At 63.4% G+C, this 23,340-nt stretch carries 18 protein-coding genes; 2 read left to right on the top strand and 16 right to left on the bottom strand.

Features of this window, described 5'->3' with window-relative positions:
* Window positions 1-10: 10 nt before the first annotated feature.
* The 15 genes from CKA38_RS00750 to CKA38_RS00680 form a co-directional block, all read right to left on the bottom strand.
* Window positions 11-973 (bottom strand): D-alanine--D-alanine ligase family protein, encoded by a 963-nt coding sequence (locus CKA38_RS00750; protein WP_108823791.1) that lies wholly within the window; start codon window positions 971-973, stop codon window positions 11-13.
* A gap of 148 nt (window positions 974-1,121) precedes the next feature.
* Window positions 1,122-3,563 (bottom strand): UDP-N-acetylmuramate dehydrogenase, encoded by a 2,442-nt coding sequence (murB, locus tag CKA38_RS00745; protein ID WP_108823790.1) that lies wholly within the window; start codon window positions 3,561-3,563, stop codon window positions 1,122-1,124.
* Complete coding sequence (locus CKA38_RS00740) at window positions 3,560-4,723, bottom strand: UDP-N-acetylglucosamine--N-acetylmuramyl-(pentapeptide) pyrophosphoryl-undecaprenol N-acetylglucosamine transferase (RefSeq protein WP_108823789.1); 1,164 nt, start codon at window positions 4,721-4,723, stop codon at window positions 3,560-3,562. The genes murB and CKA38_RS00740 overlap by 4 nt, the downstream gene beginning before the upstream one ends.
* 141 nt (window positions 4,724-4,864) lie before the next feature.
* The gene (locus tag CKA38_RS00735) at window positions 4,865-6,100 is read right to left on the bottom strand and encodes an FtsW/RodA/SpoVE family cell cycle protein (protein ID WP_108823788.1); all 1,236 of its coding nucleotides are present in this window, start codon (window positions 6,098-6,100) and stop codon (window positions 4,865-4,867) included.
* A gap of 44 nt (window positions 6,101-6,144) precedes the next feature.
* Window positions 6,145-7,284 (bottom strand): LysM peptidoglycan-binding domain-containing protein, encoded by a 1,140-nt coding sequence (locus CKA38_RS00730; RefSeq protein ID WP_108823787.1) that lies wholly within the window; start codon window positions 7,282-7,284, stop codon window positions 6,145-6,147.
* A gap of 61 nt (window positions 7,285-7,345) precedes the next feature.
* A complete protein-coding gene (gene murD / locus CKA38_RS00725; RefSeq protein WP_108823786.1) occupies window positions 7,346-8,644 on the bottom strand; it encodes a UDP-N-acetylmuramoyl-L-alanine--D-glutamate ligase in 1,299 nt (432 codons plus the stop codon).
* Between the two features lie 47 nt (window positions 8,645-8,691).
* Complete coding sequence (gene mraY / locus CKA38_RS00720) at window positions 8,692-9,813, bottom strand: phospho-N-acetylmuramoyl-pentapeptide-transferase (RefSeq protein WP_108823785.1); 1,122 nt, start codon at window positions 9,811-9,813, stop codon at window positions 8,692-8,694.
* An 11-nt stretch (window positions 9,814-9,824) separates the two neighbouring features.
* Window positions 9,825-10,064 carry a hypothetical protein gene (locus tag CKA38_RS00715; RefSeq protein WP_108823784.1) on the bottom strand — a complete coding sequence of 80 codons (240 nt, stop codon included), beginning with the start codon at window positions 10,062-10,064 and terminating at the stop codon, window positions 9,825-9,827.
* Complete coding sequence (locus CKA38_RS00710) at window positions 10,061-11,374, bottom strand: UDP-N-acetylmuramoyl-tripeptide--D-alanyl-D-alanine ligase (RefSeq protein ID WP_108823783.1); 1,314 nt, start codon at window positions 11,372-11,374, stop codon at window positions 10,061-10,063. Before CKA38_RS00710 ends, CKA38_RS00715 begins: the two co-directional genes overlap by 4 nt.
* A gap of 54 nt (window positions 11,375-11,428) precedes the next feature.
* Window positions 11,429-13,078 carry a UDP-N-acetylmuramoyl-L-alanyl-D-glutamate--2,6-diaminopimelate ligase gene (locus CKA38_RS00705; protein WP_108823782.1) on the bottom strand — a complete coding sequence of 550 codons (1,650 nt, stop codon included), beginning with the start codon at window positions 13,076-13,078 and terminating at the stop codon, window positions 11,429-11,431.
* Between the two features lie 16 nt (window positions 13,079-13,094).
* A complete protein-coding gene (locus tag CKA38_RS00700) occupies window positions 13,095-14,996 on the bottom strand; it encodes a peptidoglycan D,D-transpeptidase FtsI family protein (RefSeq protein WP_108823781.1) in 1,902 nt (633 codons plus the stop codon).
* Between the two features lie 19 nt (window positions 14,997-15,015).
* Window positions 15,016-15,462: a hypothetical protein gene (locus CKA38_RS00695; protein WP_108823780.1), complete on the bottom strand. Its 447-nt coding sequence runs from the start codon at window positions 15,460-15,462 to the stop codon at window positions 15,016-15,018.
* Window positions 15,463-15,508: 46 nt separating this feature from the next.
* Window positions 15,509-16,513, bottom strand: a complete 1,005-nt coding sequence (gene rsmH, locus CKA38_RS00690; RefSeq protein ID WP_236919079.1) for a 16S rRNA (cytosine(1402)-N(4))-methyltransferase RsmH — start codon at window positions 16,511-16,513, stop codon at window positions 15,509-15,511.
* Window positions 16,476-16,709 (bottom strand): hypothetical protein, encoded by a 234-nt coding sequence (locus CKA38_RS00685; RefSeq protein ID WP_108823779.1) that lies wholly within the window; start codon window positions 16,707-16,709, stop codon window positions 16,476-16,478. Before CKA38_RS00685 ends, rsmH begins: the two co-directional genes overlap by 38 nt.
* Before the next feature lie 14 nt (window positions 16,710-16,723).
* Window positions 16,724-17,182, bottom strand: coding sequence for a division/cell wall cluster transcriptional repressor MraZ (locus tag CKA38_RS00680; RefSeq protein ID WP_108823778.1), 459 nt, complete (start codon window positions 17,180-17,182; stop codon window positions 16,724-16,726).
* A gap of 353 nt (window positions 17,183-17,535) precedes the next feature.
* On the opposite strand from CKA38_RS00680, the gene dut reads away from it, so the two are divergent.
* Both dut and CKA38_RS00670 read left to right on the top strand, forming a co-directional pair.
* Window positions 17,536-17,958, top strand: coding sequence for a dUTP diphosphatase (dut, locus tag CKA38_RS00675; protein ID WP_108826330.1), 423 nt, complete (start codon window positions 17,536-17,538; stop codon window positions 17,956-17,958).
* 199 nt (window positions 17,959-18,157) lie between these two features.
* Window positions 18,158-20,431 carry a hypothetical protein gene (locus CKA38_RS00670; protein WP_108823777.1) on the top strand — a complete coding sequence of 758 codons (2,274 nt, stop codon included), beginning with the start codon at window positions 18,158-18,160 and terminating at the stop codon, window positions 20,429-20,431.
* 526 nt (window positions 20,432-20,957) lie between these two features.
* On the opposite strand, the gene CKA38_RS00660 is transcribed toward CKA38_RS00670, so the two are convergent.
* Window positions 20,958-23,195, bottom strand: coding sequence for an NADP-dependent isocitrate dehydrogenase (locus tag CKA38_RS00660; protein WP_108823775.1), 2,238 nt, complete (start codon window positions 23,193-23,195; stop codon window positions 20,958-20,960).
* Window positions 23,196-23,340: the final 145 nt, after the last annotated feature.

Raw genomic sequence — 23,340 nt, 5'->3', positions numbered from 1 at the left:
GTTTCAAATCTCAGGGGGCGGCGTTGTGGCGGGCGATGGCCGGCGCGACCATTTCGCGGAGGAGGTTTTCGAAATCGAGTCCGGCGCACGCGGCGCTTTTTGGCAGGAGGCTGGTGGCGGTCATGCCCGGGAGGGTGTTGATTTCGATGAGGAGGATTTCGTTTTCAGGTGTGAAGAAAAAATCGATGCGGGCGAAGTCGCGGCATCCGCAGGCCTCGAAGGCGACCTCGGCGTTGCGGCGGATGACGGCGGCGGTGGCGTCGTCGAAGGGCGCGGGCGCGAGGTAGTCGGTTTTGCCGGCGGTGTATTTGCTTTCGTAATCGTAGATGCCGGACTTGGGGCGGATTTCGACAATGCCCATGGCGCGTCCGTTGAGGACGCCGACGGCGAGTTCGCGTCCGTGGATGCGGCGTTCGACGAGCCAGTCGCCGTCGCGCGCGGTGTCGAGGGCGGTGTCGAGTTGCGCGCGGTTTTCGATGATGTGGAGGCCGACGGAGCTGCCCTCGTCGTTGGGCTTGAGGACGAGGTCGGGGCCGAGTTGAGCGATGATTTGCGTGGCGCTGGGTTTGTTATGGCGGGCGCTGAAGGTGAGTCCGGCGATGGTGCGGACGCCGCGCGCGGCGGCGGCGCGCTTGGTGCGGGTTTTGTCCATCGTGAACGCGCTCGACGCGGCGTCGCAGCCGGCGTAGTGGATGCCGGCCTCCTCAAGGAGGCGTTGCATGCCGCCGTCCTCGCCGAAGGTGCCGTGGAGGGTTGAAAAGACAACGTGGCGCGCGGGGGAGATCGCGGCGGGAAGGGCGTTGCGGTCGATGATGATGTGCTCGACGGGAAAATGTTTCGCGAGCGCGGCGGCGCAGGCTTCGCCGGAGTTCAGGGAGACTTCGCGCTCGGAGGAGGTGCCGCCCGCGAGGATGGCGATGATGGGGGGGCGCGCGGAGGCGGGGGGAGTGGGTTGGAGGGCGGATGTGTTCATGGCGTGCTCCTCGCGGGAAATTCCAAATTCCAGTGATCAAATTCCAATGAAATTTCAAATTTCAAACAGACCTTTCGCATCCCCACTGGAATTTGGAATTTGGATTTTGGAATTTTATTGGAATTTGGATTTTGAAAATTGAAATTTTTCACAGGTAGTCCTCCCAGTTTGCGCCGAAGAGCAGGACTTCGGGGTCGAGGGTGATGCCGTGGGTTTTCAGGACGGCGGATCGGATGCGGCGTATGAGCTGGATGATGTCGGTCGCGGTCGCGTTGTCGCGGTTGATGATGAAATTGGCGTGCTGCGGGGAAACTTCCGCGCCGCCGATGCGCTCGCCTTTCAGGCCGGCGGTGTCGATGAGGCGCCCGGCGGAGTCGTTTGGCGGGTTCTTAAAAACGGAGCCGGAGCTGGGATCGCGGGGCTGCGCGGCCTGGCGTTTGGCGCGATGGTTTTCGATGAGGGTTGTGATTTCGGCGGGGGATTTTTCCCCGGCGGGACGAAGTGTGGCGGAGAGGGCGACGAGGTTGTTTTCGGCGAGCGCGCCGCAGCGGCGGTAGGAGACTTCCATCTCGGCGGGGCTAAGGCTTTTGATTTCGCCGGTGTGCGTCATGACGCGGACGGTTTCGACACGGTTGAAAATTTCGCCTCCCATCGCGCCGGCGTTCATGCGGAGCGCGCCGCCGAGGTTGCCGGGGATGCCTTCGAGAAATTCAAAACCGGAAAGGCCGGCGGCGGCGGCGAGGCCGCAGAGATTTTTGAGACGGAGACCTGCGCCGCAGGAGACAAGGTTGCCGGGCAAAATTTCAAAATGCTGCCAGTGCGGGGCGGCGAGTGAGATGACGAGGGCGTCAACACCTTCGTCGGGGATGATGAGGTTGGAGCCGCGTCCAAGCATGAGCGTGCGGATGGCGCGGGCGCGCGCAAAATCGATGAGGAGGGCGAGATCGCGTTCGTCGGCGGGCTCGGCGTAGAGGCGGGCGGCGCCGCCTGCGCGCATGGTGGTTTTTTGCGCGAGCGGTTCCTCAATGCGGACTTTGGACGCGGGTGAGAGCGTGCCGCGCAGGGCGACGCCGAGCGTGCCCCAGTGGTTGGCGGCTTTTTCGTATTCGGTGGCGAGCGTGAGCCAGGCGCGGGCGGAGTGGTCGATGTCGCCCGCGCCGACAAAGACGACCCAGTCGCCGGGGCGGACGTCGCGGGCGAGCGTGGCAAGTGTGGCGTCTGTTTTTCCGTTGCGATAAATGACGGGTTGCACGGGCGCGGTGGCACGGAGCCCGGCGTAGAGGTCGGCGGTGGAGCCGCCTGCGACGGGGGCTTCGCCGGCGGGATAGACATCAATCAGGTAGGAACGATCCGCGATGGCGAGCGCGGCGGCGAAGTCGGTCTTGAATTGCGCTGTGCGGGAGTAGCGGTGCGGCTGAAATGCGACGAGCAGGCGTCCGACGTCGGGGATGCGCGAGCGGAGGCTGGTGAGCAGGGCGCGGATTTCGGCGGGGTGGTGGGCGTAGTCCTCGACGACGGTCAGGCTGTCGGTGGCGCGAAGAATTGACTGGCGGCGGCGGACGCCGGGGTAGGCGGCGAGGAGATCGGGCGCGAGTGTCGCGCCCATGAGGTGCGCGGCAGCGAGAGCTGCTGCGGCGTTGGCGGCGTTGAAATCGCCGAGCGCGCGCACGGTGGCGCTGGAGATGGGGAACTTGCCCGCGAGCGCGAGCGTCTGGCCGTCGTTGGCGGCGCGTGTGATTTGGTAGCGGAAGCCCGCGTCGGCCGCGGAGCCGAATGTGTGATGGAAATGCGAAGTGCGGAGATCGGAATTCGGAATGGAGCCAATGACCGCCCGTTTGGTGCGGGCAAAGAGGGCGTGGAAGGCGGCCTCGATGTCTGCGGGAGTGCGGTAGTGGTCGGGGTGATCCCAGTCGAGGTTGGTGACGATGGTGATTTCGGGGGAAAAGTTTTCGATGGTGCCGTCGCTTTCGTCGATTTCGGCAACGACCCAGCCGGTGTCGCCGGTGTCGGCGGGCGGGAGCGAGGTGTCGTTGAAGAGCCCGCCAAGAATGTAGCCGGCGGAAAATCCGGCGCGGTGCAGGGCGGTGACGAGCATTGCGGTCGTTGTCGTTTTGCCGTGCGAGCCGCAGATGGCGGCGAGTTTTTTCCCGCGAACAACCTCGGCCAGAAGCTCGCCCCGGCGGACGATGGGGATGTTGTGCGTTTTTGCGGCAACAGCGGCGGGATGCTCCGGCGAGATGGCGGTGGAGACGACGAGAAGATCGGGGAAATGCGGAGTGCGGATTTCGGAATGCGGAATGTCGGACGCAAGCGAAGCTTGGTCAATTTGCGTGGTTTGAAATTCCGCATTCCGAAATCCGCATGTCAGGCCTGTCGCTTCGCTCGAAACCGCATTCACTCCGACTCCGGCGCGCTCAAGTTGGGCGCGCATGGGGGCGGTCATGGCGTCGTCCTCGCCGGTGACGGTGTAGCCGAGGCGGGCGAGGTAGATGGCGAGCGGACCGAGGCCCATGCCGCCGATGCCCGCGCAGTGGATCGCGCGCACTTCGCGTCCGAAGAGGGTGGGGAGCGGTGTGCGGGCGTCGGTCATGCGGCGGGTGAGGCGGACTTGCCGGCCTTCGCGTTGTGGGGCGGGCGACGGTTGGTGATTTGCTCGAGGTCGTCGAGAAGGAGGTCGAGCGAGTTGGCGCGATCCATGCGGACGAGGTTTTCGCGAAATTTGCGCAGGAGCCAGTCGTTGAAAATGGTGTCGCGGACTTCGCGCGTGAGCGTGTTGAGGCGGCTTTGGTCGATCACAACCCCGCCGCCTTGCTGTTCGAAATAAAGCGCGTTGGCCTGCTGGTGATTGTCGGCGGCCTGCGGGTAGGGGATGAGGATCGCGGGGGTGACGCAGCGGATGAGCTCGGCGATGGTGCCCGAGCCGGCGCGCGAAACGACAAGATCGGCGGCGGACATGAGCGCTGCCATGCGGTCGCAGAAGGGCGAGAAGATGCTTTTGACGGGGCGTCCGTTGGCGTCGGGGTGGGTGATGATTTCGTCGCCCCCCTTGCCGAGGCCGGTGACGCAATAAACCTGGATGCCGTCGCGGGCGAGGGTGTGGAGGTTTTCGCGGGCCCAGTTGTTGATGGAGGTCGCGCCTTGCGAGCCTCCGAGGATGACGAGGACGCTGCGCTCGGGGGAAAGTCCGAAGCTGGCGCGCGCGGCGTCGCGCGGTTCGCGCTGGATTTCCTTGCGCACGGGCAATCCCATCGGCCGCATGCGCGAGCGCGTGACGCCGGGGATCGCGATGCCGGGCGGCAGAAAGATGCGCGTTGCGAGCGGCTGGAGAAACCGGGTGGCGCGGCCGGGCACGCGGTTGGATTCGTGAAGCGCGATGGGCACGCGGAAAATCGCCCCTGCAATGATAACGCTCGCCGTGGTGAAGCCGCCAAAACCGACGATGCCGTCGGGCTTGGTTTTGCGGACCAGGTTAATGCTGAAAAGAAATCCGTGGAGCTGGCGAAGAAGGAACACCGGCAGCAGGAACGGATTTCGCGGCAGGGGCGCGCTTGGGACGCGGCGGAAGTTGAGGTGCGGATATTTTTCGGAGAGGCGCGAGTCGACTTTTTTGCTGCTGATGAGAAGTGTCGCGTTGTGGCCGCGCGCGAGGAGCGCCTCGGCAAGCGCGATGCCGGGAGCGAGATGCCCGCCGGTGCCGCCGCAGGCGAGGAGGAAGGTTTTCGTGTGAGTTGGCTGGCTGGTGGAAGACACTTGAGAATTTGTGGACGGGAGCGGCGGACTGGTGAAACAGGGATTTAATTTTCAAGAATTAAGAAGCAGTCGCCATCGCGCCACGGAGGGTTCCGGCGGCGCGGGTTTGCCTCTTAACTCTCAAATCTTAACTCTTAGTTTTCAGGTCTGAACGACTTCCCTGAGGATGCGTTCGCGTTTGGAAAATGCGGGGCGCGGCCAGTTGCGCTGGTTGTTGAGCAGTATCCCGATGAGCGCGCCGGTGAGAAGGAGGTTGGACATGCCGTAGCTGACGAAGGGCAGTGACATTCCCTTTGTCGGCACTACGCCGGTGACGACGTAGAAGTTGATCAACGCGGGCATGATCAGGAATAGAATCGCGCCCGCGGTGAGCAGGTATTGGAACATGTTTGGCGCGCGGCGCAGATGCACGAGGCCGGCGATAAAAATAACCATGAAGAGCACGACGACGGAGAGCGTGCCGATGAGCCCGAGTTCCTCGCCGATGACCGCGCAAATGAAGTCGGTGTGCGCCTCGGGCAGAAAGGTGATCTGCTGGCGGCCTTGCCCGAGCCCCGCGCCTTGAATGCCGCCGACGGCGAACGCGGAGAGCGCCTGCTCGAGCTGCCAGGCGTCGATGTCCTCCTTCGGGGTGTAGTTGCGCCATGCCATTATTTGGCTCACGGCGTGCGCGAGCCAGGAGTCGGGCACGGTGTGCTTCACCCATGCGTCGAGGCGCGCAAAGCGGTTTTCGGTGCCAATGACAAGGCATGCGGCCCCGGCGATTCCAATGACGATTGTGGGCACGATGTGTTTGGCGAATTTGGCGCCGGCAAGGAAAAGGATGATGATGCCGACTCCAAAAATAAGCCCCGCGGTGCCGATGTCCTTTTGCTGCGAGATGGGCACCGTGATGGCGGCGATCATGAGCAGCGGGATGCAGTAGCCATGCACTGTTTTTCCGATGTGGGTTTGTTTGATCGCGAGGTAGTGCGCGAGGCAGAATATAAGCGCGACTTTTGCAAACTCCGAGGTTTGAAACGCGAGCGACGACGTGCCGAGCCAGCGGCTGCTGCCGTTGCGGCGGATGCCGATGCCGGGCACCAGTGTGAGAAGCAAAAGAATGATCGCGACAACAAGCAGCGGCACCGCGTATTTGCGCAGGTGCTCAAGATCGAACCGGCTCACGACAAACGCGACGCAAACGCCGAGCCCCACGCCGATCAACTGCTTGGTGACAAACGTGGACGCCCCGTATTTGGATGCCGTGCTGGCGCTGTAAACAATCGGAATGCCAATCGCCAGAAGCAAAAGCGCGCACGCGATGATAACCGAAACGGGCGTGATGGCCTTTGGTTTTGCCTCGATGGGGGAATCGAAATAGCTGGCGGAATCCATGTGGCGGCGGAGAGCGGGAAGTTTATCGTGATGCCCTGCGCGCGTCAGCGCACGGGGTCCTGCGGCGTGACGACGGGCGGCGCGTCGGCGGGGGCGGGCGAGATGGGGCTTTCACTCACCGGCGAGATGGGGCTGACGGGCGCGGTTTCCACGGGCGGCGGAGGAGTCGCCGGCGGGGGCGTTTGGGCCGCGGGTTGCTGCGCTGCGGGTGTTGTCGCGGCGCTGGCGGGCGCGTCGGCGGGCAGGTTTTTCCTCGCGGAGGTGATGGTGAGTTTTTGGCCGGCCTGAAGTTTGCGCGGATCGGTGATGTGGTTGGTGGTGGCGATTTCGTTGCGCGATGTCCCATAATGGCGGGCGATGACGTCGAGGCTCTCGCCGGGCTTCACAATGTGGGTGATGGTGAATCGGGCTCCCGATGCGTCGGTGGTGGCGGCGGGCGCGGGCGCGGTTGTCGCGGGCGCGTCGGCAATGGAGGGAACGACGAGTTCCTGCCCGATGCGGATGGAGGTGCCGGTGAGTTTGTTGAGGCTCTGGATCTGCGCAACGGTGGTGTTGTAGCGGCGGGCGATGACGGCGAGGCTGTCGCCGGCCTGCACCTTGTAGATGTTGGTGCCGGCTTGCGTTGCCTGCGTCGTGGCGCGGGTGGTTGTCTGGCCGACGGTCCTTGCGGGAATCCTGAGCTTTTGGCCGACCTGGAGTGTGGGGTTGCGCGGAAGCTCATTGGCTGCGAGAAGCTCGTTGGTGGAGATTTTAAACTTCTTGGCGATCTTCCACGCGCTGTCGCCCGACACGACGGTGTAGGTGAGCATGGGGGGCGGCTCCGGCTCGATGGCGGGAGTCTCCGCCCCGGCTTGCGGGCGCGTCGGCGTGACGGCGCTAGAGGCGGGGACGCTGAAATTCGTAACAGGGCCGCCGGTGAAGGCGCTGCCGCTGTCGGGCGCCGTTGAGAGGGGCGCTTGGCCGGTGTGGCCGCTGTCGGGGGCGGAGACGCCGGAGTCGGGTTGCCCGCCGACGGTGGTGGCGGCGCGCGCGGCGTCGATGCGCGAAAGGTCGGAGGCGGTGGTTTTTTCCGACGTCGAGTGCGAGGTGCGCGCGGTGGACTGGCAGCCGGGAAGGATGAAGCCGAAGGTGAGCACGACGGCGTGCACCGCGACGACGAGGCCGATCATTTTTAGAATTTTCATTGGAGGATGAAGGTGTGTTTGTTGTTGTATTTGAAAAATGGATACTGGACGCGAACGTTGTTCAGTGTTTGGAGGCGGGCGCGGCGGCGAGTCCGGCAACAAGCTGCTCGAACTGGTCTCCTCGATCCTCGTAACTGGTGAACATATCAAAACTGGCAAAACCGGGACTTAGCAATACGTGATCTCCACTTTGTGCGTTCTTGGACGCCAATTTTACAGCTTCTGCAAAGGTGGCGCAGGCGGTGTGGGATACATTGTAGGCGCGGCAGGCGGCGGAGAGCTCGCCGGAGGTGGCGCCGATGAGGAGGGCGTGCTTGACGGAGGGCGCGATTCGGCGGACGAAGCCGGGGATGTCGCCACCCTTGGAGAGGCCGCCGGCGATGAGGATGACGGGCGAGGGGAATTGCGAGAGGGCGGACTCGACGGCGTGGAAGTTGGTGGCCTTGGAGTCGTTCCAGTAGGAGACGCCCCTCACCTCCGCGACGCGCTGGAGGCGGTGGCGTCCGAGCTTGAAGTTTTGAGCGGCCGTGTAGAGGGCTTGCTCGGGGAGGCCGGCGTGGCGCCACCAGGCGGCGGCAATGAGGAAGTTTTCGCGTTGCGGGTAGTGCTCGAAGATGGTGCCGGCGAGGAGGATGTCGGCGGGCTGGTTCTCGGTGGCGACGCAGGCGTCGGGCGGGAGCGCGCAGCCGAACTCGGCGGCGTGGCGTTGCACGGAGTCGCCGGCGAGGATGACGCCGCCGAGGGAGCGGTCGAGGAGCCGCCACTTGGCGTCGAAGTAGTCGCGCATGTGCTGGTGGCGCTCGAGGTGGTCCTCGGCGAGGTTGATCCAGAGGGCGGAGTCGGCGCGGAAATACTTGAAGCTTTCGGATTGGAAGGAGCTGACCTCGACGACGGCGGTGTCGTCGATCGTGCCGCCGTCGGTGCGGTTGACGAGCGCGCTGAAGGGGAAGCCGACATTGCCGGCGGCGGTGGTGTCGCGCTTGATGGAGCGGAGGGCGTGCGTGAGAAATTCGGTGAGCGTGGTTTTGCCGTTGGTGCCCGTGACGGCGATGATCTTGCCTCGCCAGAAAAGGGAAGCGAAGTCAAGTTCGCCGAGGGTTTCGCAGCCGGCCTTGCGCGCGGTGGCGAGCCATTTGTGATTTGCCGCGAAGCCGGGACTGAAAATGACAAGCGGATGCGCGCGCGCCTGCGTGGCGGTGAAGACATGCTTGGCGTGCTTGAGTTTTTCGTCGTAGAGCACGCCTTTCGCGCCGAGTTTTTCGAGGAGCGCGAGAACGGCCTCGCCGCTGCGTCCTCCGCCCAAGACGGCGACGGGCTTGGCAAGGTGCGGTGCGATGAGGTCTGGAATTTGGAGAGGCATGGGAGAGGAAAAAGACTGAAAGGCTGAATGACTGAAGGGCTGATTTTTCAACGGAGTTTGAGCGTGGCGAGGCCGGCGAGGGCGCACATGAGCGAGATGATCCAGAAACGGATCACGACTTTGGTTTCGGGCCAGCCGCGTTTTTGGAAGTGGTGGTGAATCGGGGCCATCAGGAAGAAACGGCGGCCCTCGCCGTATTTGCGGCGGGTGTATTTGAAATGGCCGACTTGGATGAGCACCGAGCAAGCCTCGGCGACAAAGACGCCTCCGACGATGATGAGCGTGAAGGGTTGCTGCACCATGAAGGCGATCACGCCGATGAGGCCGCCGAGGGCGAGCGAGCCGGTGTCGCCCATGAAGACTTCGGCGGGGTGCGAGTTGAACCAGAGGAACGAGAGTCCGGCGCCGACGAGCGCGGTGCACACGATGGTGAGCTCGGAGGTGCCGGGCACGAAGCTGATGAGCAGGTATTCGGAGACGAGGGCGTTGCCGGCGGCGTAGGCCATGATGCCATACACGAGCGCGACAGTGACGGTGCAGCCCATCGCGAGCCCGTCGAGCCCGTCGGTGAGGTTGATTGCGTTGCTGAAACCGACGATCCAGAAAAACATCATCACCAGAAGCGCGATTATGCCGAGCACGCCCGTGAACAGGAGCACGGGCTCCTTGACGAACGGGAGCCACAGTTCGCTGATCTTGGCGGAGCTCATGGGATGGAGCAGAAGCGCGCCGAGCGCGATGATCGTGATGACCGTCTGCCACGCCATTTTTTCGCGCGAGGAAATGCCGTCGCGGCTTTTGCGGACAACCTTCAGGTAGTCGTCGCGAAAGCCGACTGCTGTGAGCGCGGCGTATACGAATAGGGCGACGATGATCCAGATGTTGGGACGCGCCCAAAGGAGCGTGCTGATGAAAACCGACGCAAAAATAAGAAGGCCGCCCATGGTGGGCGTGTTCTTTTTGTCAAAACGCACGGCGAGATCGCCGGTGCGGTCGTCGTCGTAGTGCTGGCCGAACTTGAGAACCCGGAGGCGGTGGATGAGCCACGGGCCGAGCGCGAAACCAATAATCGCCGCCGTGCCCGCGCTGGCAAATGCGCGGAAGGTAATGAACCGCAACAGGCGCAGCGGGCCAAAAATAGTGTCGAAATCTGCCAGGTGGCTTAGCATGGAAATCCGGATCAGTGGCGAGTGGCGGGTAACGGGAGGCGGGCGGGGTTTGAAGTTGCGCGCTGTTGCGCAGGAGGAGTGACGCTACGCGGGGCGGGGCGGGCGGCGGGAGGGGGCATCATGGAACTGATCGCGAGCATTGCCCACGGGGTGGCGCTGCCGAGGTTGTCGATAACATAGCTGAATGCGGCGGCGGGATTGCAGCTGTAAACGTGCGAGCGGTTGTGGGTGGCGAAGGACGGTGCGTTCATAAATGGGCGTTTTTGATGTTGTCGGGCAGCGCGTTTTCCAGCGCATTGCGGCGGCTGCCTTTCATGAAGACGGCGCCTTGAAACGCGGCGATGCGTTGCGCTGCGGTTTCTGTATCCGATATTTCAATACGGACGCTGTCGGGGGATACGCCGGCGGCGATGTCGGGGGCGTGCGCGCCGATGAGGATGAGTTGGTCGCCGGGGCGGTCGCGGAGAAGCGCGGCGAGTTGCGCGCCGAGTTCGCGGTGGTGGCGCGGCGACTCGGGGCCGAGTTCCTCCATGCCGCCGATGATGTAGAGGCGCGGGAGTTCGGACGGGGCGACGCGGACGAAGGCGTCGAGCGCGTCGGACATCGAGGCGGGGTTGGCGTTGTAGAGATCGAGGTAGAAGAGGCGTCCGGAGGAATCGCGCACGATTTCGCCGCGCCATTTCGAGGGCCGCCACGCGTCGAGGGCGGTTTGTATTTGAAGATCGGATACGCCGAGGCGTTTGGCGAGCGTGATGGCGAGGGCGGCGTTTTGTTGCATCCCGGAGGATGCAACAAAGGCTGAAGGGCTGAAGGACTGAAGGGCTGAAATCGGAGCGGGGGAGGGGAGCGCGGCGAAGGCGGGGTAGCTCAAGCAGGCGGGGGGGAAGATGCGCGCGCCATTATTGCGGACGTGCTCAAGCATCACAGCTTTTTCGCGTGCGATGGTCTTGAGGTCGCCGAGGTCTTGGGTGTGCGCGGGGGCGATCATTGTGATGATCGCGTGATCGGGGGCGATCATCGTGGCGAGGGTTTCCATTTCGCCGGGGGCGCTGATGCCGGCTTCAACGACGGCGTATTTGTGGCGCTCGGGGTCGATGCGCGTGAGGGTGAGCGGGACGCCGATGTGGTTGTTGAGGTTGCCCTCGGTGGCGAGGACGCGGTCTTCGCCGTGCGCGGCGCGGAGAATGTCGGCGAGGAGATTTTTCGTGGAGGTTTTGCCGTTACTGCCGGAGATGCCGATGACAACGACTCCGGCGGCCTGGCAGGCGGCGCGGTGCGCTGCGGCGATTTTCTGAAAGGCGGCGAGCGGGTCGGCGACGACGAGCTGCGGGAGATCGATTGCGGGGTTCGCGCGCGAGACGATCGCGGCGGCGGCTCCGGCGGCTTTCGCGGCGGCGAGGTAATCGTGGCCGTCGCGGCTGGCGGTGCGCAGGGCGATGAAGATTTCCCCGGGGCGGAGCGTGCGCGTGTCGTTTGTAAAACCAGTCAACGAGCCGCCGGGCTGTTGCGTCCATTGGGCGGCAGCCCAGGCGGCAAGTTGAACTGGATCATAGTATGGCACGGAGAAATGGGACTGATAGGACCGATAAGACCGGTGGGACTGATGAGACGATTTTTAGGACTTCAGGGTTTTTAGGTTGATGAGTTCGCGGACTGTCTGGCGGTCGTCGAAGGGGATCACGGTGTCGGCGAACTCTTGGTAGGATTCGTGGCCTTTGCCGGCGACGAGGAGGCAGTCGCCGGGTTTGGCCATGTCGAGCGCGAGACTGATGGCGCGGCGGCGGTCCTCGATCCATGTGAGCTTTTCGGGCGCGGTGACGCCGGTTTTCATGTCGTCGAAAATTTGCTGGAGCGGTTCGGAGCGGGGGTTGTCGGCGGTGGCGAAGGCGTAGTCGGCGAATTCCTGCACGGCGCGCATCATGAGGGGGCGCTTGGCGCGGTCGCGGTTGCCGCCGCAGCCGAAGACGACGAGGAGGCGGCCGGGCGTGATGGCGCGGAGCATGCCGAGGGCGTTGCGGAGGGCGTCGTCGGTGTGCGCGTAATCGACGAGGGCGTTGAAGGGCTGGCCGGCCTCGATGCGTTCCATGCGGCCGGCGACGCCGGTGAATGTTTTCAGGCGCGACATGATGACGAGCGGGTCGCGTCCGAGGCCGATCGCGGTGGCGACGGCGGCGAGGAGGTTGGAGACGTTGTAGCGGCCGATGAGGGGCGAGTCGATGTCGAGCGCGCCGCCGGACCAGACGAGGCGGAAGGTGGTGTTCTTGAAATTGAGCGAAATGTTTTCGGCGCGGACGTCGGCTGAGGGGGATTCGCCGAAGGTGAGAACGCGGACGCCCTCGGGGACGCGCTTGACGAGTTCGGAGCCGCGTGGGTCGTCGATGTTGATGACGGCGAGCTTGGGTTGCGCGCCGGTTTTGCCGGTGAAGAGGCGCGTTTTGACGTCGAAGTATTCGTCGAGGCTTTTGTGGTAGTCGAGGTGGTCGCGGGTGAGGTTGGTGAAGACTGCGGCGTCGAAGTGCATGCCTAGGACGCGGTTTTGGTCGATGCCGTGCGAGGAGACTTCCATGACGGTCTGGCGGCAGCCGGCATCGCGCATTTGGGCGAGCATGCCGTAGATGTCGATTGACTCGGGGGTGGTCTTGAAGGAGGGCACGGTGCGGGCGCCGAGGTCGTAGTTGATGGTGCCGACGAGGCCGACGCGCTGGTCGCCGTTGAGGAGGTGCTTGAGGAGGTGGGTGACGGTGGTTTTGCCGTTGGTGCCGGTGACGCCGATGACGGTCATGTCGCGGTCGGGGAAACGGTAATAGCGCTGCGAAACGCGGGCGAGCTGGGCGCGCGGGTCGGCGACTTGGATGAAGGTTGCCTTGCCGGGGGCGTGGAGGGGGAGCTTGTTGGTGACGATGGCGACGGCGCCGCGGTTGATGGCCTCGTCGATGTATTCGCCGCCGTCGGTGCGGAGGCCGGGGAGCGCGAAGTAGAGGTTGCCGGGGACGACGCGGCGGGAGTCCATGACGATGCCGGAGATGGGGCGGTCGAGCGGGCCTTTGCTGGCGATGATTTCGTCGTCCTTGAAGTAGTCGGAGAGTTTGGGTGCCATTTTGAAAAGATTGTTTGCGTGGTGCGGTTTGAGCGCGCGCGGCGAGCGGGCGGCGCGCGCGGGAGTGCGACGGGCGCGAGGCGCGGGCGCGAGGTCGAGCATGGCGGCGGCGGGCGTGTCGCGAAACGCGGTGACGAGAAAGTGGTTTTGTGTGAGATAGCTGATCATCTGGATGCGGTGTGGATCAGTGGTTGGTGGCGATGACGGTTTGGGAGCCGAGGTGCGAGGACCGGGCTTCGGGAACCGGCTTGATGTTGAGATAGGGAATGAGCTTTTCGGCGAGATGCCTGAAACTGGGGGCGGCGACGGAGCCGCCATAGGCGGCGCGGCCGCCGGGGAGGTTGGCGTCGTCAACGATGACGGTAATGACGACGCGCGGGGCGGAGGCGGGGAAAAAGCCGGAGAATGACGCGATGTGGTTTTTCTTGGAGTGGCGGCCGTCGACGAGTTTTTGCGCGGTGCCTGTTTTGCCGGCGAGCTGGTAGCCGGGGAGGGCGATTTTGCCGGCGGTGCCGTCGGCGGAGACAACGCGCTGGAGGAGCGCGCGCATGGTTTCCGCGGTTCCGGGGCTGATGACGCGACGGCGGATTTCCTTGCCGAACTGGAAGGCGAGCTCGCCGTCGGGCTTGCGCACCTCGGAGATGATTTGCGGGCTGACGAGTTCGCCGCCGTTGGCGATGGCGGCCATGGCGTAGTGGATTTGGAGAGGCGTGGCGCCGATGGAGTAGCCGGCGGCGATGCGGGTGATGTCAATGGGATACCATTTTTCGACGGGGTTGAGGGCGCCGTGGATTTCGCCGCCGAGGGGGAAGCCGGTTCGCGAGCCGAAACCGAAGGCGCGTATGTAATCGTGAAAGCGCCGGTCGCCGAGGCGTATGGCGAGCAGGGCGGCGCCGCGGTTGCTGGAATGGGAGATGATTTCGGAGACGGAGAGCGGATGATCCCATCGGTGGTCGTCGGTCATGAGTGAGACTTTCCGCCCCCTGTATTCGACGCTGGTGGCGGAGCAGTCGAAGCGGGTGTCGGGCGTGACGAGCCGGTCCTCAAGCGCGCCCGAGGCGGCGACGATCTTGAACGTGGAGCCGGGGGCTACGTAGGATTGGATGGCGAAGTTGCCGAGGTTTTCGGCGGGGGCTTTGTTGTATTCGTTGAGGTTGAAGGTGGGGTGATTGGCGAGCGCGAGAAGCGCGCCGCTTTGCGCGTCGCTCACGATGATGACGGCGTGCGCGGGGGTGAATTTATCGGCGATGCCGGCCAGTTCCTCCTCGGCCCATTTCTGGACGACGGAGTCGATGGTGAGCTTGACGGTGTAGCCGTCGACGGCGGGAACTTCGCGCGAGCGAAACTGAACAAGCTCGCGACTGCGGACGTCTTTCTCGGATTCGCGCCAGCCGTCGTATGGCCTGAGGTAGCTGTCGAAGGAGGCCTCGACGCCAGTGATGGGTTTCTGCTCCTTGTTGACGAAACCGATGAGGTGCGCGGCGAGCTGGTTGTGCGGATAGGTGCGTTCGTAGATGCGCGTGGCGTTGAGGCCGCTCCCGATCTTGAGATTGGAAATGGTTTCGTAGACATCCTCGTTGACGCCGGGGTGGATCTTCACAAAGCGAACCCTGTCCGGGCGCTTGCTCTTGCAGGCCTTGTCCTTGGCCTCTTCCTCGGCGTCGAAGGAACTGTCGCGAAGGTAGGTGGCGCAGATGCGTTCGATTTCGGCGGGGGAGATTTGAAGCATTCCGGCGAGTTCACGCCACTTGGCGTTTTCCTCGGCGGTGGTCTTGGCGATGATGTCGGGCCTTTTTTTTCTGTTCTTCCGAAGGACCCTGAAAAAGCGTTCATAGGCGTCGGGATCGATGCCGATTTGCACGAGTGTGCGGCTGGTAGCGAGGATGTCGCCGTGCGCGTCAACGATGTCGCCGCGGCGCGAATGCTCGATGTCGAATTTGTGCCGGGCGACGCCGGCCTTGTCGGCGCGATTCTCGTGGTCGGTCACATGCAACTGAACAAGACGCACGGGCACCGCGCAGAAGATTGCAAAAATGCAAACGGCGACGATAATTATGCGTTTGTTGGATGCGAAGCCCTTGGGCATGGGTTGATGGTGGCGCGGCTTAGTGGCTCATGCTCACAAAGCGGATGAGGGAAGGCGTGGTGTTGGTGTCGGGACGCGCGAGCAGGGGCGCGTCGGCGGCGGGCGCGGCGGGCATGAAACCGATGCGCTCCATGTTGCGTTTCAGGTCGAGAAGAAGCTTCGGGTCGCGGGTGACGCGCACGAGTTGTTGCTCGCGGATCGCGGCGAGGTTGAGGCGGAACTGGGCGTTGCGGCGGTTCAGCGCCTCAAGCGTCTGCGCGGTGGCGATCTTGTTGTTGAGCTCGGCCTGGTGGCGCTGGAGGCTCGCGATGCTGTTTTCAAGTTTGCCGCTTTCTTTCGCGACGCGGACATTGCTTTGCTGCTGCCAGACAACGGCGAAGGTGGACGCGCCCAGGCAGAATACCGACGCCAGCACGAGGGCGGTGAGAGTGGTGATATAGCCTTTGTTGAGTGAGGAAGTTTTCATTGGAAATGCTTTTTTTGTAATGCGGAATGACTGTGGCGCGCGGGCGTCAGAGTTTTTTGATGGCGCGGAGCTTCGCGGAGCGGCTTCGCGGATTGGCGGAGATTTCATCGTCGCCGGGGACGATGGGTTTGCGGGTGAGCGGCTCGGCGTGTTTGTCGCGGAACTGCTGCGGGCGGGAATCGGCGGCGCTTTCGGGCTGGCCGCAGAGCCGCCGGAAGAGTGTCTTGACGATGCGGTCCTCGAGTGAGTGGAAGCTGATCACGCAGAGGATTCCCCCGGGTGCGAGGCGGGCGAAGGCGGCGGGCAGCGCGCGCTCTATGGACGCGAGTTCGTCGTTGATGAAAATGCGGATGCCTTGGAACGAGCGCGTGGCCGGGTGGATTTTGGACGCGCGGCGTTCGCGCGCGGGAATCGCGTCGGCGATGACGTTCGCGAGCGAGGATGTGTGCGCAAGCGCGCCGGAGCCGCGGGCCGCGATGAGCGCGCGGGTGACGCGGCGCCAGCTTGGTTCCTCGCCGTAGTTGCGGATGGCGCGGACGATTTCCTCCTCGGGCGCGGTTTCAAGCCACGCGCCTGCGGGGATTCCGGAGCGCGGATCCATGCGCATGTCGGCGGGAGCGTCGGTGCGGAATGAAAATCCGCGTCCGGTTTCGTCGAGCTGGAAGGAGGAAAGGCCGAGGTCGAAGAGCGCGCCGTCGAGGTTTGCGATGGCGGAGCCGTCCGCGGGATCGGCGTCGGGCTCGGCGAGGCGAGCGAAATCGGTATTCGTTAACTGGATACGCCCGGGAAATTCGCGCGCGAGCCTGTCGGCGCGCGCGGCGGCGGCGGGATCGCGGTCGAAGGCGAAGACGAAGGAGCCAGTCGCGGCCTCGAGGATGGCGCGCGTGTGGCCTCCTCCTCCGAACGTGCCGTCGAGATAACGCCCGTTGTCGCGCGGCGAGAGGAGCGCGATCACCTCATTGAGGAGAACGGGTTGATGTTGTCCGGTTGCAGGCATGACGTTGTTTTCTGGCTCATGCGGCATGGCGGGTTTCGTTTCCAGGCCGGACATCGTTGGACGGGGCGGCGGCGTGCGCGCCCATGGCGTGTTGAGAGTGGGAGCGGGCGGTTGCGCGGCGCGCGGTGAACGAGGCCGGGCTGAGGCTGGCGCGCATCAGGCGGAAATGCCAGAGGCGCGCTCTGATGTTTCCATCGAGACGCGAGGCGGCGGCGGGCGCGGGATGCGGATTGTCGTTGGGAATGACCATGGCTTTTGCGCGCGTTAGATGCCGAGTTGAGCGAGGACGCTGTTGTCGTCGGCCTCGGGTTTGGAAATGCGAGCCCATGTCTCGGGGCTGTAGATGAAAAAGTTGTCCATCGAGCCAACGAGGACGGCGTCGCGGGTGATGCCGGCGTGCTCGCAGTGATCGGGCGAAATGGCGGCGCGGCCCTGCTTGTCGTAGCTGAAATCTTTCGACTTCGAGAAAAAGCGGGCGAGCGCCTGGCGGCCCTTGACGTTGGAGATGGGGATTTGATCCGACTTGGCGTGGATGGAGGCCACTTTGGCGGGCGTGAGCACGGCGATGAAGCGGTTGCCTTCGTCGTCGTGTTGGGGGACGGCAAGGAACGACACACCGATGGCCGCGGGCGTGCGCCACGGCGACGGAATCGTGAGACGATTCTTGTCGTCGAGGGCGTGGCGGTATTCGCCGGAATAAACTGCTGTGCCTTGTGGTGTCATCGGTGTGATGAAGCGGCGTTTTTTACAAGTCGCTCCAAATCTCTCCACATCAATCCATTTTCCTCCATTTCATTCAAGCCCAAAAATTGCGGAAGTGAGGATTTTCGATGGTTTTAACGGAAAACTTATTCACACGAAATTGTGAATAAGCTGTGAACGGCTTGCGCGTTATTCTCAAAAAGTTGCAAAACGACTTGATTTGATGATGGTTGCGAAGGCGCGTCCGAGGGAGATTTCGCGAAATCCCGCGCATTTGGAGCACCGGATGCGTGCAAGTGGCTTTGGGGTTGCCTTTGGTCGGGAGCCGACAAGATCAAATGACGGCAAAAACAACCCTCCACTTCATCCCCACCATGATTATTCAGTTCAAAAAATTGTCACCCGAGGCCAGAATTCCATCGCGCGCAAACCCAACCGACGCAGGGTTGGATTTATATTCGATCGAGGATTTTTCGATTGAGCCGGGCAAACGCGCGCTGGCGAAAACGGGACTGGCGGTTGCGGTGCCCGAGGGTCATTACGGCCGCGTCGCCGACCGCTCGGGCAACGCATGGACGCTCGGCGTGCATTGCCTCGCGGGCGTGGTGGACGAGGCGTATCGCGGCGAGCTCGGTGTTGTATTATTAAACACGTCGCAGGACCCTGTATTATTCAAAAAGGGCGACCGCATCGCGCAATTTATAATCGAGAAATGCTCCTATCCGACGCCGGTCGAGGTTGGCGAACTGGATGACACAAGCCGCGGCGCGGGCGGGTTTGGAAGCACGGGAAAATAATATAAAGGCGGGGTGTGATGATATTCGATCTGTAATTATTAATTTTATAATAGAATAATAAAGAGTGTGTCCACGCGTGCCGTTGCTTGAATTGATATTAAAATATTATTAAATATAAACGCCGTGCCCGAACGATGCGCTCAATGTTCAACTATTTGCTGTCATCCGGCCGGGCGCGGTTGTATAAGCCGAAAAGTCAATGTCCTCAAACTCCAATAAACAAAATCCGCTTGCCGGCATTGATTCGGTTTCATGGGGCAACCTCTCACACGCCTATGGCGACGCGTCGGATGTGCCGGGGCATTTGCGCGCGCTGGTGGACGGCGATGCCAAGGCGGCCGATCATGCGAGCTCGGAACTGTTCGCCGCCATCCTTCACCAGGGCACGATTTACACGGCGACGATTCCGGCGATTCCGTTTTTTGCGCGCATCGCCGCGTGCCCCGGCGCGCGGGGGCGCAAGGAGGCGTTGTGGTTTCTGATTGGGTTTGGCGAATCGATACGCGCGGGCTGGTCGCGGACGCCGGGGTATTTGCCGCGCGGAACCAACATGAAGGATTTCGACGCGCGTTGTCGCGCGGCGCTGGCCGACGCGTGCGGGACGGTTGCCCGCGTGGTGAGCGACTCGGCGCCGGAGCTTCGCGCGCTGGCGGCGCAGGTGGCGCAGGCGTCCCTGCCGGTGCCGGAAAAAATAATCGCGATGCTTCGGCAACAGTTGTCCGTGGAAAAGGACAACGACGCCAAGGCCGCGATCATCCGCGCGCTCGTGGCGGGAGGCGCGTTGTCGAGGGCGGAAGTTGACGCACTCAGGGAGGATAGCGCGCCATCAGTCGTGTTTGCGACGGCGTGGAAGGCGGTTCAGTCGGGCGCGGAAATCGAGCCGTGGCATTTTGAAACGCTGGCAAAACACTGGGGCGCGTGCGCGGAAAAATTGGAGGCGAAGGGTGTTTGTGACGACGCCATCGTGGAACTGGTCATGACGCGCAAGGGCGCGGTGCTGCCGTTGCTCGACGCGCTCGCGGCGCAAAAAAGCCCGGCGGTGCAGCGTTCGGCCATTGATGGCGCCGCGGCGCTGGCGGGCATGTCGCGCGCGGCGGCGGATGCGGCGCTAGACGTGCTTCTCAAGGTGGCGCGGAAACCGCACGCGGACATGCGCCGCCGGCTTGTGCACATGCTCGGGAATACCGGGGTTGGCGGGCGCGCGGCCGATGCGATTATAGAAGTTGCCACGGGCGATCCGTCGCCGACCTGGACGCAGACGGTGAAGCGGCCCACCGGCTCCGGGCTCGGCGAACAATCTTATCTGCGCGACTTGCGGGCGGATGGCGCGCTGGCGTTGTTGCGCGCGGGAGACAAGCGCTGGGACCGGCTTTTGGATAAGGCGTCGCCGGAGACCGATTGGGTTGGGCACAACGCCATGTGCTCCACGTTTGCCATCGCGTTTGCGCGTGAAAAGGCTCCCTGCACGCCGCGCTTGCTGGCGCGCGCAAAAAAACGCATCGCGGTTGAGCCGTCGTCGTGGTGCGAACTTCTCGAAACGTGGCCGGCGGAAAAGGTGTCAACGCTCGCTCGCGAAGTCATGGCCGGTTTGCCGAAGGCGGAGCAAAAGGCGTCGCTTCTCCTCGGCTCATGGCGGTGCGCCGCGGCGATTCCGCGGCTTGAGGAGCTTGCGCAAAAACTCGACGCGCGCGGCTCGAACACGGCGATGTGGCCGCACATTGCGCTGGCGCAATTGAAGGGCGATGCGCGGCATTTCGAATTGGCGCGCGCGGCGTATGAGCGAAATGACAAGGAGGGAAAGGCGAGGCATTTTTTGAGCGATTTGCTCAAGGCGTGGGCGGCGCGTCCCGACGCGGCGTTTCATGCATTGTGTCGCGCATTGATCACCGGCAAGGCGGCGACGAGTTTTCCGGCGCGCGATGAACAGTTGCTCGCGATTCGCGCGCTGGCCGGCGTCGATGGGGCGAAAAGCGTGTGGCCGACATTGCTGGCGATTATTGACAAGGCGGAGCGCCCGCTGCCAAACGCCTGCGCGCTTGCGGTCCAGCTTTCCAAAAACGCGCCGAAAAATCTGATGGACTCGTTGGTGGAGATGCTGGAGTCCATCGTCGCAAAGGGCCGCTCGACATGGTCCGGCAAGGATGAATGCGCGCCGGTCACGGCGATGGGCGCCTTGTTGCAATTGCAGCCCGATCATCCGAAAGGGCTGGCGACAAATCTCACGGCACTAAAAAAGGCGACGCGTGAACACCGGTTGCTGCCGCTTGTCCCCGACATCTGCAAAATGCTGAAAACGCTCGGGCAACGGAATCCCGCGAATAGGAAAAAAATCGCCGCGACAATCACGCGCCTGCTCAAAAGCGACAACCGCGTGGTGACAATTTCCGACGAAGATTGCGCGCGCATGGATGATATTTTTTGCCGCACGCTCGCGGACGCGTTGCACGAGATTTCGGGGACGGGGCTGGACTAAAAGGGCGCAACCAATCAGGCACATTGCATGTTGTCGCGCCCCTTCAGGGCGCAGTCGGCATGCTGTTGGGAACCCTGCGGGGCGTGCTGCGCGCTCACCCTGGGCTAAGTTGTGTGACGCCTTTGGCGTCAGGCTTGCAGGCGTTCCCTCGGCGCCAAACGGATGCAACTTTCTCCGCGTGAAAGCGGCGTCGGCGGCCTGCGGCCTCTGCTGCCGCACTCCAAAGTGTTGAGATGTGTGAAGGGGCGCGTGCGCAAGGAGCGGCGCGCGTCCCGCCGCCGGACGAGGCCAACGGCCTCGCCATTTGGCTGCGCGTGCGCGAATAGCGAATACGAATGCGCCATCGAAACCATTTTGAATTCGATAACCAAATACGCGAGGGGCGCTCGCTTTGCTCGCGTCCGGCAGCGAGACGCAGCCGCTCCTTGCGCACGCGTTTGTCGGCAAAAAATTGAGATGCGCCCGTGTTCAATTCAGGCGCATATAATAATGCGCGGATTATATAATGAAACCCGACTGGTGAATATTATAATTCAGCCAGTATATTATTAAATGTCGCGCTGGGGCGCATGGCGGCGGCGGCTTTGGCGGCGTCGGGTTTGTAGTAACCGCCGATGTCGGCGGACTTGCCTTGGACGGCGATGAGTTCGGCGGCGATTGTCGGCTCGGCGGCGGCGAGTTTTTCGGCGACGGGGGCGAAGATTTTTTTCAGATCAGCGTCCTTGTCTTGCGCGGCGAGTTGTTGCGCCCAGTAGAGGGCGAGGTAGAAGTGGCTGCCGCGGTTGTCGATCTGGCCGACTTTGCGCGCGGGTGATTTGTTGTTTTCCAAGAACTGGCCCGTGGCGGCGTCGAGCGTGTCGGCCAGGATTTGCGCCTTGGGGTTTTTGTTCGCGGTGGCGTGGTGTTCGAGCGAGACGGCGAGGGCGAGGAATTCGCCGAGGCTGTCCCAGCGCAGGTAGTTTTCCCCGAGGAATTGCTGGACGTGCTTGGGCGCGGAGCCGCCGGCGCCGGTTTCAAAGAGGCCTCCGCCGTTCATGAGGGGAACGATGGAGAGCATTTTGGCGCTGGTGCCAAGTTCGAGGATGGGGAAGAGGTCGGTGAGGTAGTCGCGCAGGACGTTGCCGGTGACGCTGATCGTGTCCTGTCCGGCGCGGAGGCGTTCGAGGGTGGCGCGGCAGGCGGCGGCGGGGGCGAGGAGGCGGATGTCGAGGCCGGTGGTGTCGTGCGTGGTGATGGCGGGGAGGACTTTTGCAATGAGTTCGGCGTCGTGCGCGCGGTTGCGGTCGAGCCAGAAGATGGCGGGCGCGCCGGTGGCGCGGGCGCGGGTGATGGCGAGTTTCACCCAGTCGAGGACGGCGGCGTCCTTGGTCTGGCAGGCGCGCCAGATGTCGCCAGCCTCCACGGTGTGCTCGATGAGAATGTCGCCGTTGGCGGTGTCGATGACGCGGACGAGTCCGTTGGCGGGAATCTCGAATGTTTTGTTATGCGAGCCGTATTCCTCGGCGGCTTGGGCCATGAGGCCGACGTTGGGGACGGTGCCCATGGTGCGCGGGTCGTAGGCGCCGTGTTTTTTGCAGTCCTCGATGACGGCTTGATAGACGGGGGCGTAGGAGGCGTCGGGGATGAGGGCGAGGGTGTCTTGGAGTTTGCCCTCGGCGTTCCACATTTTGCCGGAGGTGCGGATCATGGCGGGCATGGATGCGTCCACGATGATGTCGCTGGGGACGTGGAGGTTGGTGATGCCTTTGTCGGAGTTGACCATGGCGAGGGCGGGGCCGGCGGCGAGCGCGGCGTTGAGGCCGGCTTCGAGGGGGGCGCGCTGGTCTTCGGGGAGGGTTTGTATTTTGGCGACGAGGTCGCCGATGCCGTTGTTGAGGTCGATGCCGAGGGGGGCGAGCGCGGCGGCGTGCGCGGCGAGATAGTCCTTGAGGTAGGCGCGCACGGCGTGGCCGAACATGATGGGGTCGGAGACTTTCATCATGGTGGCCTTGAGATGGAGGGAAAGGAGAACGCCTTCGGAGCGAGCGCGGGCGATTTGGGTTTCGTAGAAGGCGACGAGGTCGCGTTTGCTCATGACGGTGGCGTCGAGGATTTCGCCTTCGAGGAGCGGGAGTTTTTCCTTGAGGGTTTTGATGAGCGCGCCGTCGGGCGAGACGAGGTCGATGCGGACGGTGGTGGCGGCGGGGAGGGTGACGGATTTTTCGTTGGAGTAAAAGTCGCCGCCGTCCATGTGGACGACGTTGGTTTTGGAGTCGGGCGTCCAGGCGCCCATGGAGTGCGGGTGTTTGCGGGCGTATTCCTTGACGGCTTTCGGTGCGCGGCGGTCGGAGTTGCCTTCGCGGAGGACGGGGTTGACGGCGGAGCCTTTGACTCGGTCGTAGCGGGTGCGGATGTCGCGCTCGGCGTCGGTCGCGGGGTTGGCGGGGTAATCGGGGAGGTTGTAGCCGTGGGCGCGGAGTTCGTTGATGGCGGCGGTGAGCTGGGGGACGGAGGCGGAGATGTTGGGGAGCTTGATGATGTTGGCCTCGGGGCGGAGGGTGAGCGCGCCGAGTTCGGCGAGGGCGTCGTGGGTGCGCTGTTTTTCGGGGAGCAGGTCGGCGAAGGCGGCGAGGATGCGCCCGGCGAGGGAGATGTCGCGTGTCTCAACCGTGATGCCCGCGTGTTTGGTGAACGCCTGCACGATGGGCAGGAGCGAATAGGTGGCGAGCGCGGGGGCTTCGTCGGTCTTGGTGTAGATGATGGCGGGTGTGGTGGTGGCGGACATACGTTGGGTATTTCGTATGCCAGATGCGCGCAGGGTCAAAAGCAAAGGTGCGCGGGGGGTGAAGTTTACGGTTTGCAGTTCACAGCTGCCAAACCTTCGCGGGACGCGGTGGCGCCTGATTGTAACCGCAAGCTGTGAACTGAAA

Source organism: Ereboglobus luteus (assembly GCF_003096195.1).
Taxonomy (GTDB): domain Bacteria; phylum Verrucomicrobiota; class Verrucomicrobiia; order Opitutales; family Opitutaceae; genus Ereboglobus; species Ereboglobus luteus.
This window is presented reverse-complemented; position numbering and strand designations above follow the sequence as displayed.

What these genes read in the sequence shown, in the direction of transcription:
- CKA38_RS00700 (WP_108823781.1), bottom strand. Translation starts at nt 14,996, where the DNA reads ATGCCCAAGGGCTTCGCATCCAACAAACGCATAATTATCGTCGCCGTT.
- CKA38_RS00715 (WP_108823784.1), bottom strand. Translation starts at nt 10,064, where the DNA reads ATGAACGCACCGTCCTTCGCCACCCACAACCGCTCGCACGTTTACAGC.
- CKA38_RS00705 (WP_108823782.1), bottom strand. Translation starts at nt 13,078, where the DNA reads ATGATCAGCTATCTCACACAAAACCACTTTCTCGTCACCGCGTTTCGC.
- CKA38_RS00730 (WP_108823787.1), bottom strand. Translation starts at nt 7,284, where the DNA reads ATGAAAATTCTAAAAATGATCGGCCTCGTCGTCGCGGTGCACGCCGTC.
- CKA38_RS00735 (WP_108823788.1), bottom strand. Translation starts at nt 6,100, where the DNA reads ATGGATTCCGCCAGCTATTTCGATTCCCCCATCGAGGCAAAACCAAAG.
- murD (WP_108823786.1), bottom strand. Translation starts at nt 8,644, where the DNA reads ATGCCTCTCCAAATTCCAGACCTCATCGCACCGCACCTTGCCAAGCCC.
- dut (WP_108826330.1), top strand. Translation starts at nt 17,536, where the DNA reads ATGATTATTCAGTTCAAAAAATTGTCACCCGAGGCCAGAATTCCATCG.
- mraY (WP_108823785.1), bottom strand. Translation starts at nt 9,813, where the DNA reads ATGCTAAGCCACCTGGCAGATTTCGACACTATTTTTGGCCCGCTGCGC.
- CKA38_RS00680 (WP_108823778.1), bottom strand. Translation starts at nt 17,182, where the DNA reads ATGACACCACAAGGCACAGCAGTTTATTCCGGCGAATACCGCCACGCC.
- murB (WP_108823790.1), bottom strand. Translation starts at nt 3,563, where the DNA reads ATGACCGACGCCCGCACACCGCTCCCCACCCTCTTCGGACGCGAAGTG.
- CKA38_RS00695 (WP_108823780.1), bottom strand. Translation starts at nt 15,462, where the DNA reads ATGAAAACTTCCTCACTCAACAAAGGCTATATCACCACTCTCACCGCC.
- rsmH (WP_236919079.1), bottom strand. Translation starts at nt 16,513, where the DNA reads ATGTCCGGCCTGGAAACGAAACCCGCCATGCCGCATGAGCCAGAAAAC.
- CKA38_RS00685 (WP_108823779.1), bottom strand. Translation starts at nt 16,709, where the DNA reads ATGGTCATTCCCAACGACAATCCGCATCCCGCGCCCGCCGCCGCCTCG.
- CKA38_RS00670 (WP_108823777.1), top strand. Translation starts at nt 18,158, where the DNA reads ATGTCCTCAAACTCCAATAAACAAAATCCGCTTGCCGGCATTGATTCG.
- CKA38_RS00660 (WP_108823775.1), bottom strand. Translation starts at nt 23,195, where the DNA reads ATGTCCGCCACCACCACACCCGCCATCATCTACACCAAGACCGACGAA.
- CKA38_RS00750 (WP_108823791.1), bottom strand. Translation starts at nt 973, where the DNA reads ATGAACACATCCGCCCTCCAACCCACTCCCCCCGCCTCCGCGCGCCCC.